The organism is Mesorhizobium sp. M1328 (assembly GCF_040318075.1).
GTDB lineage: Bacteria > Pseudomonadota > Alphaproteobacteria > Rhizobiales > Rhizobiaceae > Mesorhizobium.
The window spans coordinates 40,254-55,149 of the sequence record NZ_JAMYLO010000003.1 but is presented as its reverse complement, the minus strand read 5'-3'; the positions used below and the strand labels follow the sequence as shown (position 1 = coordinate 55,149).

General features: G+C 63.3%; 16 protein-coding genes. 15 read left to right on the top strand and 1 reads right to left on the bottom strand.

What is annotated here, in order from left to right; genetic code table 11:
• Positions 1-78: 78 nt before the first annotated feature.
• The 15 genes from NKH23_RS08705 to NKH23_RS08635 all read left to right on the top strand — a co-directional run bounded on the left by NKH23_RS08705 (position 79) and on the right by NKH23_RS08635 (position 13,920).
• Positions 79-2,004: an LTA synthase family protein gene (locus NKH23_RS08705; RefSeq protein ID WP_352911492.1), complete on the top strand. Its 1,926-nt coding sequence runs from the start codon at positions 79-81 to the stop codon at positions 2,002-2,004.
• Positions 2,005-2,028: 24 nt separating this feature from the next.
• Complete coding sequence (locus NKH23_RS08700; RefSeq protein WP_352911495.1) at positions 2,029-2,310, top strand: hypothetical protein; 282 nt, start codon at positions 2,029-2,031, stop codon at positions 2,308-2,310.
• Between the two features lie 187 nt (positions 2,311-2,497).
• On the top strand, positions 2,498-2,998 hold the full coding sequence (gene rpsF, locus NKH23_RS08695; protein ID WP_292663863.1) for a 30S ribosomal protein S6: 501 nt from the start codon (positions 2,498-2,500) through the stop codon (positions 2,996-2,998).
• On the top strand, positions 2,998-3,246 hold the full coding sequence (gene rpsR / locus NKH23_RS08690) for a 30S ribosomal protein S18 (RefSeq protein ID WP_006203718.1): 249 nt from the start codon (positions 2,998-3,000) through the stop codon (positions 3,244-3,246). Before rpsF ends, rpsR begins: the two co-directional genes overlap by 1 nt.
• 215 nt (positions 3,247-3,461) lie before the next feature.
• Entirely contained in the window at positions 3,462-4,046 is a 585-nt protein-coding gene (gene rplI / locus NKH23_RS08685) for a 50S ribosomal protein L9 (RefSeq protein ID WP_254820243.1), read from the top strand.
• A gap of 153 nt (positions 4,047-4,199) precedes the next feature.
• Positions 4,200-5,489: a cyclopropane fatty acid synthase gene (locus NKH23_RS08680; RefSeq protein ID WP_352567445.1), complete on the top strand. Its 1,290-nt coding sequence runs from the start codon at positions 4,200-4,202 to the stop codon at positions 5,487-5,489.
• A gap of 82 nt (positions 5,490-5,571) precedes the next feature.
• Positions 5,572-5,895, top strand: a complete 324-nt coding sequence (locus NKH23_RS08675; protein WP_352911499.1) for a YnfA family protein — start codon at positions 5,572-5,574, stop codon at positions 5,893-5,895.
• Positions 5,896-5,898: 3 nt separating this feature from the next.
• Positions 5,899-6,867 (top strand): small ribosomal subunit Rsm22 family protein, encoded by a 969-nt coding sequence (locus NKH23_RS08670; protein WP_352911501.1) that lies wholly within the window; start codon positions 5,899-5,901, stop codon positions 6,865-6,867.
• A gap of 206 nt (positions 6,868-7,073) precedes the next feature.
• Positions 7,074-8,564 carry a replicative DNA helicase gene (locus NKH23_RS08665; protein WP_023677714.1) on the top strand — a complete coding sequence of 497 codons (1,491 nt, stop codon included), beginning with the start codon at positions 7,074-7,076 and terminating at the stop codon, positions 8,562-8,564.
• Positions 8,565-8,795: 231 nt separating this feature from the next.
• Positions 8,796-10,214 carry a DNA repair protein RadA gene (gene radA / locus NKH23_RS08660; protein ID WP_352911504.1) on the top strand — a complete coding sequence of 473 codons (1,419 nt, stop codon included), beginning with the start codon at positions 8,796-8,798 and terminating at the stop codon, positions 10,212-10,214.
• 47 nt (positions 10,215-10,261) lie between these two features.
• Complete coding sequence (locus NKH23_RS08655; protein ID WP_352911507.1) at positions 10,262-10,933, top strand: CvpA family protein; 672 nt, start codon at positions 10,262-10,264, stop codon at positions 10,931-10,933.
• Between the two features lie 118 nt (positions 10,934-11,051).
• Positions 11,052-12,521, top strand: a complete 1,470-nt coding sequence (purF, locus tag NKH23_RS08650; protein WP_352911510.1) for an amidophosphoribosyltransferase — start codon at positions 11,052-11,054, stop codon at positions 12,519-12,521.
• Between the two features lie 14 nt (positions 12,522-12,535).
• Positions 12,536-12,805 carry a hypothetical protein gene (locus NKH23_RS08645; protein ID WP_352911513.1) on the top strand — a complete coding sequence of 90 codons (270 nt, stop codon included), beginning with the start codon at positions 12,536-12,538 and terminating at the stop codon, positions 12,803-12,805.
• 22 nt (positions 12,806-12,827) lie between these two features.
• Positions 12,828-13,574, top strand: a complete 747-nt coding sequence (locus NKH23_RS08640) for an SDR family NAD(P)-dependent oxidoreductase (RefSeq protein ID WP_352647445.1) — start codon at positions 12,828-12,830, stop codon at positions 13,572-13,574.
• A gap of 124 nt (positions 13,575-13,698) precedes the next feature.
• A complete protein-coding gene (locus tag NKH23_RS08635) occupies positions 13,699-13,920 on the top strand; it encodes a hypothetical protein (protein ID WP_292662211.1) in 222 nt (73 codons plus the stop codon).
• Positions 13,921-14,101: 181 nt separating this feature from the next.
• Here NKH23_RS08635 and NKH23_RS08630 read toward each other — a convergent pair whose 3' ends face one another.
• Entirely contained in the window at positions 14,102-14,617 is a 516-nt protein-coding gene (locus NKH23_RS08630; RefSeq protein ID WP_352911517.1) for an OsmC family protein, read from the bottom strand.
• Between the last annotated feature and the right edge of the window lie 279 nt (positions 14,618-14,896).

The window sequence follows — 14,896 nt, the reverse complement described above, 5'->3', positions numbered from 1 at the left end:
GCCGCAGGCGCTAGGCTTTGCGTCACAGTTCGATGACAATCGAGTGACGCTTTTGTTGCGGGCCGGGGAACTATTGAAGTGGCAAAGACCAAGCAGAGCGCAGCCGAGGCGGCGCCACAGTTTCTTGAAGGCGATCCGTCGACCGGCTATCTACCGGAGCGCAAATGGCCTGTCATCCGCTATGGCCTTATCAGCTTGCTGGCCGCGGCCATCCTGGTGTTTGCCATCGAACTGATCGTGCGCGGCAACTTTGCCGGCACTGTCGATTTCTTTCTGCAGCCTTTCAAACCCGGCTGGACCACGATCATCATTTTTGCGCTGATCCTCATCGGCCTCGACGCCGTGCTCGGCCGCAGTCATCAGAGCCTGATGATAGTCGCGCCGCTGACGCTGTCGCTGGCGTTCGTCGGCCACCAGAAGTCGCTCTATCTCGGCGATCCGCTCTATCCGACCGATTTCCTCTATTCCCGGCAGATCGTGGCACTGATGCCGCTCCTGGTCCGCGATCGCCCGGGAACCGCCATTGCCCTGGCGATCGGCATTGTCGGCGGGCTGTCGCTGCTCGTCTATGGCTGGCGGCTATGGCGCCGCCGCGTTCCGGCACTCAGCCATAAGGGCCGCCTTGCCCGGCTGACACTGACGGTGCCGCTGATCGCCTTCTTCGTCTCCATCATGGACTATGCCACTTTCTCGTGGACGCGCGACCGGCTGCAGATCATCCCGATCATGTGGGACCAGAAGGAAAACTACGCTTCGAACGGTTTTGCGCTCGCCTTCGCGCTGAACGTCCCGATGGCCCATGTCTCGGCGCCGCCCGGCTATTCCGACAAGGCGATCGAAGCGATCGGCAAACCGCAGGTGACGGCCTCGGTACCTGCTGAAAAGCCCGACATCATCGTCGTCATGAGCGAATCCTTCTGGGATCCGACCAAGCTGCCCGGCGTCACCATCACACCCGACCCTATCCCCAATGTGCGGGCACTGCGCACGGGCTACATGTTCTCCCCCGAATTCGGCGGCATGACGGCCAACATCGAGTTCGAGGCCCTGACCGGCTTTTCCAACGCCTTCCTGCCGGCGGGCAGCATTCCCTACCAGCAATATGTGCGGACACCGACCCCTTCGCTGGCGACCTTCCTGAAAAGTCAGGGCTACCGGGCGCGTGCCATCCATCCCGGCACCAACTGGTTCTGGAACCGAGGGGCGGTCTATGCCGATTTCGGCTTCAACGACTTCAAGTCCGAGGAGACGTTGCCCCCCATGCAAAAACGCGGACCGCTCGCGTCGGACGCAGCTATGACGGACGAGATCATCCACGAGGCCGATACCAGCGCCGAGCCGGTCTTCTTTTTCGCCGTCAGCCTGCAGAACCACGGACCATATGAGCCGTATCGCTATAACAATCCGACCCATAAGGTGCAGGCGCCGATCAGCCAATGGGCGCGTGAATCGCTGTTGAGCTATGCCGAAGGCTCTTCCGACGCGGACCGCGGCCTCGAGCGGCTGATCGAATGGGCGAAGAAACGCGAGCGGCCGACGGTCATCGCTTTCTTCGGCGACCATCTGCCGCCGCTTGGGCCGGTCTACGTCGAGACCGGTTTCCTGAAGGACAATGTGGCGCCGCGCAAGGAGGCGGCCGACCAGATGCTGCTGCACCACCAGACGCCGCTGATCGTCTGGTCGAACCGCAGTGGCCCGGCCGAGGATCTGGGTGCCGTCAGCCCGGCCTTCCTGCCCTACCATATCCTGAAGACAGCCGGCATCACCCATCCCTATTACACCGGCTTCCTCGGCCAGTTGCGGGACCGTTATCGCGTCATCGACCGCAATTTGCTGTTGGCACCGGGGGGCGACGCCACCCCCGATTGGTCGCGTCGGAAAGAGATCGACCCGGCAATCCGCGACTTCCGTCTGCTGCAATACGACATGATGTTCGGCAAGCGCCATGCGGCGCCCGATTTCTTCCCCGAAACCACAGGCAAAGTGGCTGCGCATACGAGTTGAGCAGCGGCGGCGGGAGAGCGGCCTGTGGCCGGCGACATTGGTCTGGAAATAACGGTCGAAGACGTCCTTGCGCGTAGCGTCGATGTCGCCGAGATGCGAAGATGCAAGCCACGCCCGCCGGTGCTGGAACTTCGCATGGTGGTTAAGGTCCGGTTTCAGGAAATCCGTAAAACCTTGCCGTCGAGGCCCGTGGCGCTCTGGGACGGTGGGACACTAATCGAGCCGTTTGCCCTGTCGTTTGGCCTTGCTTTGCGGTCAAATTCCTGTATAGACGCCCGCAATCTGCCGGTCCTTGCTGGGGGCTGAACGGAGGGCCGGAGGTTTTTCGAACCTTCGCGTGAAGCCAGAAGCGCTTCCGCCTCCCGTGTCTCCGCTCTCGACCGTCTCGTCATGCTCCTTTCTTCCCCGCCTTCGCAAGGATTGCGGGTCAGAGAAGTTGCAGAGGCTTTTGCCGCCGGGAACCGGGAGAGAAACGAAGAAAGGCACGAACACTATGGCTCTATACGAACATGTGTTTCTTGCCCGGCAGGACCTCTCGCAGCAGCAGGTCGATGCGCTTGTCGAACAGTACAAGGGCGTCATCACCGCGAATGGCGGGTCCGTCGGCCGGGTCGAGAACTGGGGACTGAAGTCCCTCACCTACCGGGTCAACAAGAACCGGAAGGCATATTATACACTCATGGACATCACCTGCCCGCCGGCCGCGCTCAATGAAATGGAGCGCCAGATGGGCCTGTCCGAGGACGTACTGCGTTTCCTGACCATCAAGGTCGATGCGCATGAGGAAGGTCCGTCGGCAATGATGCAGAAGCGCGAAGAGCGCTCGGAACGCGGCGGCTTCGGCGATCGCGACCGTGGCGATCGTGGCCCGCGCTCATTCGGCGACCGCGATCGCGGTGACCGTGGTGATCGTCCGCCGCGCAGCTTCGGCGATGGCGGTGCCGATCGTGGCCCGCGCCGTCCGCGCGAAGGCTTTGAAGGAGCCGCAGAATAATGGTCGACATCAATCAGATCCCAACCCGGCGCCCCTTCCATCGTCGCCGCAAGACCTGCCCGTTCTCCGGCGCCAACGCGCCGAAGATCGACTACAAGGACGTGCGGCTTCTGCAGCGCTACATTTCCGAGCGCGGCAAGATCGTGCCATCGCGCATCACCGCCGTCAGCCAGAAGAAGCAGCGCGAACTCGCCAAGGCGATCAAGCGTGCCCGCTTCCTCGGCCTGCTGCCCTACGTGGTCCGCTAAAATTTACGCGGGCGGTTCGCCGCCCGCTTTTTTTCACCGGCCACGACGGGCGTAGCCGGATCGAACACTAAATCCCGGGTTGGATTTCGACAAGAGATCCTAACTGCCGCGACAGGCAGGACAGCGACACAGGCGGCGACGCCCCAGCTTCCTGACCTGTTCCAGACAATTCGGCGCCGATCCTGAGGATAGCGCCCAAGCGAAGGAACAAAACCATGGAAGTCATTCTTCTCGAACGCGTTTCCCGCCTCGGTCAGATGGGCGACACCGTCAAGGTCAAGGACGGATTCGCCCGCAATTTCCTGCTGCCGCAGGGCAAGGCGCTGCGCGCCAACGAAGCTAACAAGAAGAAGTTCGAAGGACAGCGGGCCCAGCTCGAAGCCCGCAACCTCGAGCGCAAGTCCGAGGCCGCGCAGATTGCAGAAAAGCTCGACGGCAAGAGCTTCATCGCCGTGCGCTCGGCCGGCGAAACCGGTCAGCTTTATGGTTCGGTCTCGACGCGCGACATCGCCGAGCTGGTGACGGCGGAAGGTTTTTCGGTCAACCGCAACCAGATCCTGCTCAACCAGCCGATCAAGACCATCGGCGTCACCAATGTGGCGATCGCGCTGCACCCGGAAGTCGAGGTTACCATCACGCTCAACATTGCCCGCACGGCCGACGAAGCCGAGCGCCAGGCCAAGGGCGAAACGCTGACCACCGCCGAAGCCATCTACGGCGAGGACATCAACGATAATGCGCGGCCGGAAAACTTCTTCGATCCGAATGCGGAGTTCGAGGGCGGCGAAGACAACGGCTGATCGTCATTCGTCGGCATTCGCCGGCTAATCGCTATTCTGGACCAATGCCCGGGCCTCGTACCCGGGCATTTTTATGCCAAATGGAACTTTTCGAACCCCTATATCTTGATGCAGAATAAGACAGCCTGTCTGACCGAGAGGGGACATTTGGTCATGAATATTCTGCTGAAACGCGTTCTCGACCGCCTGGTCCGCACAGGCAATCTCAAGGTGACAGGGCCGCAAGGCTCGATGGTGACTTTCGGTGACGGCAGCGGCGAGCCGGTGCACATGCATATCAAGACAAGGCATGCCGAGCGCGCCATCACTTTCGATCCGATGCTGGCGGTGCCGGAAGCCTACATGGACGGTGAACTCGACATTCTCGAGGGCGGCGTGCTGGGGGTGATGCGCATTGCGTTCCAGAACATGGGCAGCGGCGGTATCGATGCCACCTGGTCGAAGGCGATCGAGGGTCTGCGCCACGCCTTCCGGCGCCTGCAGCAGATCAACACGGCGTCGCGGGCGCGCCGCAACGTGCAGCGCCATTACGATCTGTCGGGCGACCTGTACCGCCTCTTCCTCGATGAGGACATGCAGTATTCCTGCGCCTATTTCGAGCAGCCGGACATGACGCTCGACGAGGCACAGGCAGCCAAGAAGCGCCATATCGCCGCCAAGCTCAGGCTGAAAGCGGGCCAGACGGTACTCGACATCGGCTCCGGCTGGGGTGGACTTGGGCTCTATCTCGCCAAGGCGTTCGACGTCGACGTACAGGGCGTGACGCTGTCGACCGAGCAGCACGGCGTCGCCACCGACCGCGCCCATGCGCAAGGCCTGCAAAACCGGGTTCATTTCGACATCAAGGACTATCGCGAACTCAATGAACGTTTCGACCGCATCGTCTCGGTCGGCATGTTCGAGCATGTCGGCGTCAATCATTTCCGCACCTTCTTCGACAAGTCGGCGACGCTGCTGAAGCCGGACGGCGTCATGCTGCTGCATACGATTGGCCGCTCCGGCGTGCCGTGGGCGACCAGCGCCTTCATCCGCAAATACATCTTCCCGGGCGGTTACATCCCGTCGCTCTCCGAAGTGATGCCGGCCATCGAAAAATCGGGGCTCGTCGTCACCGACATCGAGGTTCTACGGCTGCATTATGCCGAGACACTGAAGCATTGGGGCGAGCGCTTCGCCGCCAATCGCGACAAGGCCAAAGCGATTTATGACGAGCGCTTCTGCCGTATGTGGGAGTTCTATCTTGCCGCCTCGGAAGCTGCCTTCCGCTGGCAGGATCTCGTGATCTTCCAGATCCAGATCGCCAAGAAGAACGACACGCTGCCAATGACACGCGACTACATGGCCAGTTGCGAGAAGGCGCTGGAGATGCGCGATCTTGGACGTCGTGAAAAGGCTCCGGCGGCCAAGCCGGCTCGCCGCCGCAAGGTGGCGGATCCGGAGTAGACGGTCGGCGATCGCGCCATTGCCGCTTGCCATCGCCGGCTGGCACGCTGAAAAGGGTCCCGTCAACGCGGGACCTTTTTTCATGACCTACCTCCTCTACGTCGCCGCCGCACTTGCCGAGATCGCCGGCTGCTTTTCGTTCTGGGCGTGGTGGCGGCTGGACAAGTCGCCGCTGTGGTTGGCGCCCGGTCTCGTCTTGCTGGTGCTATTCGCGTGGCTGCTGGCGCTGGTCGACACCAGCGCGGCGGGCCGGGCCTACGCCGCCTATGGCGGCATCTACATTGCCGCCTCGCTGGCCTGGCTGTGGCTGGCGGAAGGCGTGCATCCCGACCGCTGGGACCTTGCCGGTGCCGCGATCTGCATCGTTGGCGCCTCGGTCGTTCTGCTCGCACCCCGGGCTGCGTGAGCGATGGAACTGCCCGTCCCGCTTAGACAAGGCGTCGACCGCCTTCTCGAACAGGTGCCGTTGCCGATGCTTAAGCAAGCGGCAAAGACGCTGTCGGACCGCTACCGCGCAGAGTTGCGCGACGGTCGCCTGCACATGGCCGAAGACATGGCGGTGAAGGCCTATCTGGCAACGCGGCTGCCGGCGACCTATGCGGCCGTTCGCGCCAGCCTCGATGCGGTGGGCGAGTCTCGACCCGACTATGCTCCGAAGACCTTGCTCGATGTCGGCGCCGGCCCTGGCACGGTGCTTTGGGCCACAATCGATCTCTGGCCCGATCTCGAACAGGCGGTGCTACTCGAGGCCGGCGCCGCGGTGCGACGGGTCGGCGAAGTACTTGCCGCGGATGCGATCACGGCCAGGACCGCCTGGCGGACCGGCGACGTCACCGTCGACCTGGTCGATCTGGAGCCGGCCGAGCTGGTGACTTCAGCCTATGTGCTGGATGAGATCGCGCCGGCATCGCTGGCAAAACTCGTCGATCGACTCTGGCAGCTGACCGCCGACACGCTGCTGGTCGTCGAGCCGGGCACGCCGGCCGGCTGGCAGCGCATCCTTGCCGTGCGTCGGCAACTGATCGAGGCGGGGGCGCACGTGCTTGCGCCTTGCCCGCATGAGGCGCCCTGCCCGCTCGTCGCGCCCGACTGGTGCCATTTCGCCCGCCGCGTCGCCCGCTCGCGCCTGCACCGTCTGGCCAAGGATGCCGAGGTGCCGTGGGAGGACGAGAAATTCATCTTTGTCGCCGCTTCCCGCCATCCGGCCGCTCCGCCTCGAGCGCGAGTGATCGCACCGCCGAAGTCGGGCTCCGGCAAGGTCTTGCTGAAGCTTTGCCAACAGGATGGGGGTGCTGCCGAGCGACTGTTCACCAAGCGCGACGGCGAGACATTCAAGGCCGCGCGGCGACTGGACTGGGGTGATGCCTTGCCGGAATGACCGGCAGCTATTTTCCTGTTTTGTTCTCGCCTGAGAACGGCTAGGCTCGCCATCTTGATTCGAGTCAATCGAGATTCTTTCCACCGAAAGATCCTGGCTGTGAATCGCGGGCATCAAAGTTGGTTGGTTGGGGACTGATGCAGATAAGTCATCACCGACTTGTCTCGTTCTGATATCGAGAGACGGGGATCAGGACCGGGGACATCATGGCAGAGGCAGCACGAAAATTCGGCGTGGCGGAAACACCGCTCTATCGCGAGGCGCCGAACAACATCGAGGCCGAGCAGGCACTGCTCGGCGCCATACTGGTCAACAACGATGCCTTCTACCGCGTCTCCGACTTCCTGAAGCCCGGCCATTTCTACGAGCCGCTGCATAGAAAGATCTTCGAGGTCGCGGCCGAGCTCATCCGCATGGGCAAGATCGCGACGCCGATCACGCTGAAGACCTTCCTGCCGGCCGACGAGAAGGTCGGCGACATGACGGTGGCGCAATATGTCGTGCGGTTGGCGGTCGAGGCCGTCACCGTCGTCAACGCCACCGACTATGGCCGCGCCATCTACGACCTGGCGACGCGGCGCGCGCTGATCACTGTCGGCGAGGACATGGTCAACATCGCCTATGACGCGCCGGTCGACATGTCGCCCTCCGACCAGATCGAGGATGCCGAGCGGCGCCTGTTCGAATTGGCCGAAACCGGCCGCTACGATGGCGGCTTCGAGAGCTTCACCGATGCCGTCAAGACGGCCGTCGACATGGCCAATGCGGCTTATATGCGCGACGGGCATTTGTCGGGCGTTGCTACCGGCTTGCGCGACCTCGACCGCCGCATGGGCGGCCTGCAGTCGTCCGACCTGATCATCATTGCCGGCCGCCCCGGCATGGGCAAGACCTCGCTCGCCACCAATATCGCCTTCAACATCGCCGAGGCCTATGTCCCGGCGCAGCAGGCGGACGGCTCGTTCAAGGCGGCCAATGGCGGCGTCGTCGGCTTCTTTTCGCTCGAAATGTCATCCGAACAGCTGGCCACCCGCATTATTTCCGAACAGACGGAAATCCCGTCGTCGAAAATCCGGCGCGGCGAGATCAGCGAGATGGATTTCGAAAAGCTCGTCGCCTGCTCGCAGACCATGCAGAAAATCCCGCTGTTCATCGACCAGACCGGCGGCATTTCCATCGCTCAGCTGTCGGCCCGCGCACGTCGCCTGAAGCGCCAGCGCGGCCTCGACGTCATCGTCATCGACTATATCCAGCTGATGCAGGGATCGAGCGCGAAATCGTCGCAAAACCGCGTCCAGGAAATCACCGAGATCACCACCGGCCTCAAGGCACTAGCCAAGGAGCTGGCGGTGCCGATCATCGCCCTGTCGCAGCTGTCGCGCCAGGTCGAAAGCCGCGACGACAAGCGCCCGCAGCTTTCGGATCTGCGCGAATCGGGCTCCATCGAGCAGGACGCCGACGTAGTGCTGTTCGTCTACCGCGAGGAATATTATCTGAAGAACCGCGAGCCGAAGCCGGGCACCGACGAATACATCAAGTGGGAACATGAGATGAACGAAATGCGCGGCAAGGCCGAAGTCATCGTCGCCAAGCAGCGCCACGGTCCAACGGGATCGGTCAGCCTCGCCTTCCAGGGCGAATTCACCCGCTTCTCGGACCTTGCCGAGGAACATCATTTGCCGGATCGGTTCGAGTAGCTTTTTGACCAACCGTCGCGCTCCGCCACACCCCCCTCTGGCCTGCCGGCCATCTCCCCCGCAAGGGGGGAGATCGGCAGTTTTGCCGCCGGTTCTCCTCTTGCGGCATCGGAGATTGGTGAAAGCATCAATGACAGCCAATCTCCCCCCTTGCGGGGGAGATGTCCGGCAGGACAGAGGGGGGTGCGAAGGATCGCCAGCCCTCGACCATTTGCGAACGGTATCCGCCTGATGGCCAAATCTCGCATTCAGTTCATCTGCCAGAATTGCGGTTCGGTGCATCAGCGCTGGGCCGGCAAATGCGATGCCTGCGGCGAGTGGAACACGCTGGTCGAGGAAGGCACGTCGGGCGGTATCGGCTCTGGCCCGGCCAATACGCGCAACGCCCGCAAGGGCCGCGCGGTGGTGCTGACCAGCCTCTCCGGCGACATCGAGGACGCGCCGCGTATCGTCTCCGGCATCGGCGAGCTCGACCGCGCCACCGGCGGCGGCTTCGTGCGTGGCTCGGCGCTGCTGGTCGGCGGCGATCCCGGCATCGGCAAGTCGACACTGCTCACCCAGGCCGCCGCGGCACTGGCAGCAAAGGGCCACCGCATCGTCTATGTCTCGGGTGAAGAAGCGGTCGCCCAGATCAGGCTGCGCGCCCAGCGGCTCGGCGTCGCCGGCACCTCCGTCGAACTCGCCGCCGAGACCAATGTCGAGGACATCCTCGCCACCATTGCCGACGGCAAGCGGCCGGATCTGGTCATTCTCGATTCGATCCAGACGCTGTGGACCGACATGGCCGATTCGGCACCCGGCACGGTCACCCAGGTGCGTGCCGCCGCCCAAGCGATGATCCGCTATGCGAAATCCACAGGAGCGGCGATCGTTCTGGTCGGCCACGTCACCAAGGAGGGCCAGATCGCCGGACCACGGGTGGTCGAGCACATGGTCGACGCGGTGCTCTATTTCGAGGGCGAAGGCGGCCACCACTACCGCATCCTGCGCACGGTCAAGAACCGCTTCGGGCCAACCGACGAGATCGGCGTGTTCGAAATGTCGGACAAAGGCTTGCGGGAAGTCGCCAACCCGTCCGAGCTTTTCCTCGGTGAACGCCATGCGAAGTCGCCGGGTGCCGCGGTTTTCGCCGGCATGGAAGGCACACGGCCGGTGCTGGTCGAGATCCAGGCGCTGGTGGCGCCGTCGACGCTGGGCACACCGCGCCGCGCCGTCGTCGGCTGGGACGGTGCCCGGCTGTCGATGATCCTGGCGGTTCTGGAAGCCCATTGTGGCGTCCGCTTCGGCACGCACGACGTCTATCTCAACGTTGCCGGCGGCTACCGAATTTCGGAGCCGGCGGCCGACCTGGCGGTGGCGGCGGCACTGGTTTCCTCGCTCACCGGTCTTGCCCTTCCCGCCGATTGCGTCTATTTCGGCGAAATCAGCCTTTCGGGTGCAGTGAGGCCGGTTGCGCATGCGCAGCAGCGCCTCAAGGAAGCCGAAAAGCTGGGTTTCGGAAGCGCGGTTCTGCCCTTGGGCAGCGAGGAACTTGTTGGTGGTAATGGAGCCGGGGGGATCGGAGCCGGCGCTTTCCAGCCCACCGAGCTGGCCGATCTCGTGGCGCGCATAGCCGGCTCACGGCGCAGCCGCGCCGACGAGCAAGAGTGATGCGGCTCGTCGAGCCGTGAAAAAGAGATCGGAGTGGGGCGAAAAACATGCCGATTACGCTGCTTGACGGAATTCTCGTCGGCTTCACCCTGGTCTCGGCGATGCTCGCTATGGTTCGCGGCTTTTCGCGCGAGATCCTGTCGATCATCTCCTGGGCAGCCGCCGCGGCGGCCGCCTTCTTCTTCTACAAGCCGGTGCTGCCTTACATTCAGCCCTATATCGATAACGAAAAGGCCGCCATGGCGGCGGCCGCCGGTATCGTCTTCATTGTCGCGCTGATCGTCGTTTCGGTCATCACCATGAAGCTCGCCGACTGGATCATCGATTCCAGGATCGGCGCGCTTGATCGCACACTTGGCTTCCTCTACGGCGCGGCGCGTGGCATCCTGGTCGTCGCTGTCGCGCTGCTTTTCTTCAATTGGTTGGCCGGCGCCAAAGCTCCAGGCTGGATTGCCAATGCCAAGTCAAAGCCGCTGCTCGAATCGATCGGCGCAAAGCTGGAAAGCCTGCTGCCCGAGGACCCGGAAAACGCCATCCTCAACAAGCTCAACCCGAATCAACCGGCCACCGAGACGCCTCTGGGCCCCGATGCGCCCGCAGCAGAAGCCCCTGCCGCCGGCGACGACGCCACTGCTCCAGCACCCGACGACAGCGACGCGCCGCCGGCCGACAATGCGCCCGCGACGCCGGCACCTGAAAACCCGGCGCCGGCAAACTGATTTCGGCAGACTTGCGAGGCTCAAGACTGCCGATCATGTGCACGACGTGCGTTGCTTTCGATGCGCTATGACCTTATATGGCGACTTTAGCGGAGCTTGAGCCCCAATGGCAGCCTCAGTGGCAGACGCAGACGACGTGCTTTCCGCCGAAGCCGACGACCATTTCCACGACGAATGCGGCGTGTTCGGCATTTTCGGCCGCCAGGACGCCGCAGCCATCGTCACACTCGGCCTCCATGCGTTGCAGCATCGAGGCCAGGAAGCGGCCGGCATCGTTTCTTATGACGGCACCCAATTCCATGTCGAACGCCATGTCGGCCTGATCGGCGACACCTTTACCAAGCAGCGTGTCATCGACAGCCTGCAAGGCAACCGTGCCATCGGCCACACACGCTATGCCACCACCGGCGGCGCCGGCATGCGCAATATCCAGCCTTTCTTCGCCGAACTTGCCGATGGCGGCTTTGCCGTCGCCCACAACGGCAATCTCACCAACGCCATGACCGTGCAGCGCGCGCTGCAGAAGCAAGGCGCCATCTTCTCTTCCACCTCCGATACCGAGACGCTCTTGCATCTGGTAGCCACCAGCAAGGAGCGCGACCTGAATTCGCGCTTCATCGATGCGGTGCGCCAGGTCGAAGGCGCCTTCTCGCTGGTGGCAATGACGTCCAAGAAGATGATCGGCTGCCGCGACCCGCTCGGCATCCGACCGCTGGTGCTCGGCGATCTCGACGGCGCCTGGATCCTCGCCTCCGAGACCTGCGCGCTCGACATTATCGGTGCGCGTTTCGTTCGCGACCTGAAGCCCGGCGAAATGGTCGTCGTCACCAGCAAGGGCATCGAAAGCCTGTTCCCGTTCGAGCCGCAAAAGACCCGCTTCTGCATTTTCGAATATGTCTATTTCGCGCGGCCGGATTCGTCAGTCGAAGGCCGCAACGTCTACGAAGTGCGCAAGCGCATCGGCGCCGAGCTGGCACTGGAAAGTCCGGTCGAGGCCGACATCGTCGTGCCGGTGCCGGATTCGGGTACGCCGGCGGCGATCGGCTTTTCGCAGGCCGCGGGCATTCCGTTCGAGCTCGGCATCATCCGCAATCACTATGTTGGCCGCACCTTCATCCAGCCCGGCGATTCGATCCGCCACATGGGTGTCAAGCTCAAGCACAACGCCAACCGCCGTATGATCGAAGGCAAGCGCGTGGTGCTAGTGGACGATTCGATCGTGCGCGGCACTACCAGCCAGAAGATCGTGCAGATGGTGCGCGATGCCGGCGCCAAGGAAGTACATATGCGCATCGCTTCACCGCCGACGCGCGCGTCCTGCTTTTACGGCGTCGACACACCGGAAAAGTCGAAGCTGCTGGCGTCGCGCATGTCGGTGGAGGAGATGGCCGAGTTCATCCGCGTCGATTCGCTCGGCTTCCTCTCGATCGACGGGCTCTACCGGGCCGTCGGCGAAACCGGCCGCGACAACGAGCAGCCGCAATTCTGCGACGCCTGCTTCACCGGCCAGTATCCGACCCGGCTTGCCGATTTCGAAGGCTCCGACAATGTGCGCACGCTGTCGCTGTTAGCGGCCGGCGGGTCTTAGCAGACGTCGCTTCAATGCTGAAGCTGTTCTGGCTGGATTTTGAAGCAGGACGCCGCCACGGTTTTCCGATGGGCGTCGGCATCACCGCAGAAGACGAAACGGATGCGGTAGATCTCGCCAAAACGCGGTTGTTTGCCAGCGGAAGATTTCCGACCCCCTACAGGATCAAGATCATCCCCGATCTCGACACCCTGGACCCGAACCATGTCAGGCCGAATATCGGCCACTACCTGCGTCGAGGAATCTGGTTTCCAACCGGTTATGATAGTAGCTGGTCTCCGTAACCTTTGATCTCAGAGTGACCTCATGATTTCTGCCCTCGATCTCTCCGGCCGCGTAGCGGTCGTCACCGGCGCCTCGCGCGGCATCGGCTATTTCATCGCCAGGGAGCTTGCCGCCGCCGGTGCGCATGTGATTGCGGTTGCTCGCACCGTCGGCGGGTTGGAAGAACTCGACGACCAGATCAAGGCAGGCGGCGGACAAGCGACGCTCGTCCCGCTCGATCTTGCCGACATGGCGGGGATCGACCGGCTGGGCGGCGCCATCCACGAGCGCTGGGGCAAGCTCGACATACTGGTCGCCAACGCCGCTGTGCTCGGCGTCATCGCCCCGATCGGCCATGTCGAGGCCAAGACCTTCGAGAAGGTGATGACCATCAACGTCACCGCAACATGGCGGCTGATCCGCTCGGTCGACCCGCTGCTCAGGCTTTCCGATGCCGGCCGCGCTATCGTGCTGAGCTCCAGCCTTGCCCACTCCGCACGCGCCTTCTGGGCGCCTTATGCGGCGTCGAAGGCGGCGGTCGAGGCCATGACGCGTTCATGGGCGCATGAGACCGAAAACCTGCCGCTCAGGGTCAATGCCGCCGATCCCGGGGCAACGCGCACCGCGATGCGGGCGCAGGCTGTACCCGGCGAGGATCCTGAAACGCTGCCGCACCCTTCGGAGATCGCCAAGCGTATCGTGCCGCTGGCCAGCCCTACGCTCAAGGAGACCGGGCTGATCTTCCAGGCCAAGCACAACCGCTTTGTCGCTTACCGGCAGCCGGAGTAAGCGGCCTAACATCACGCGGCTGTGATGCCGTGGCTTAACGCCGCGCTTTGGCCCAGCTTTCGCCGCTGGGCCGGAGTTGCTAGGATCGTGCGACTCCCAAAACAAGCAGAGCGAGGAAATACCCATGGCGGCACCGAGCGTAGCGTTAGTCTGGTATCTGGTGATCGCCGGCCCGCAAGGCGGCATGGTCGTGTTGCCCAGCACATTCGACACCCGCGAACAGTGCACCTTCGCCATAACCGAATACCAGAAGCAACCGACGCCGGCCGGCTGGTCGGTGCAGTGCGTGCCGAGCGCCTCGCCCTTCGCCGACGAGGGCGACGCCGAGGAGCCGTCGGCGCAGTAGGACAGCGTGATCTCCCCCCCTTGAGGGGCCCTTGAGGGGGAGATGCCAAGTTTTGGCAAAGAGGGCAGGCCAGAGGGGGTCGCCACGCGTGGAGCGCCGGCCTCCATCTGCTGCAGCGGGCCGAGCCCGGTCGGACCAACCCCCTCTGCCCTGCCGGGCATCTCCCCCTCAAGGGGGGAGATCAGCAGCCCCAGCGTCGTGCGCTTACCGCCAGCTCCGGCTTCTGGCTGATGGTCTGGAACACGACGCAGTAGCGCTCGGTCAGCTTGATCAGCGCATCGACGCGCTCCTGCGGCTCGTCGGTGTCGAGGCCGAATGTCAGCCGGATGGCACGGAAGCCAACCGGCGCATCCTTTGCCACACCAAGCGTGCCGCGAAAGTCGAGATCGCCTTCGGCTTCCACCGTGGCGGCCCCAAGCTTGAATTCCAGCGCCGTCGCTACCGCCTTCAGCGTGACGCCGGCGCAAGCCACCAGCGCCTCCAGCAGCATGTCGCCGGAGCAGAGTTCGAGCCCGGTGCCGCCGGTCGCCGGATGCAGCCCGGCAATGGCGATCGCCGTGCCTGTCTCGACCTTGCAGGCGATCGATTGGTCGTCGATCGAGCCTTTGGCGCGGAGAGTAATCAGCGCGCGCGAGGCGTCGTCGCGATAGGCCTCCTTCAGCGGCGCCTGCATGGCCTTCAATGCGATCGCATCCATTTCGTCGTCTCCTATAGTTGCCTGGCTTCGCTGCTTAACGGCTATGCCGCCTGCCCCAAACGCAAGCGCGCGCTGGCGTAGCGCTTAGCAGGGTCTCGCCCGTATAGCCTGACGATACGGGGGCATCCAACGCTTTCACACCGTCTCTCGCAACACATTCGTAAGGCCGCCGGACAATGGCCGACATCGCCATCCTGGAAACGCGCGAAAGGCTTTCGCCGGCATCCTGTTCACCGGGGCTGCCGGTCTGCTGTTTCGATGCACGACGCCTCGATCAAG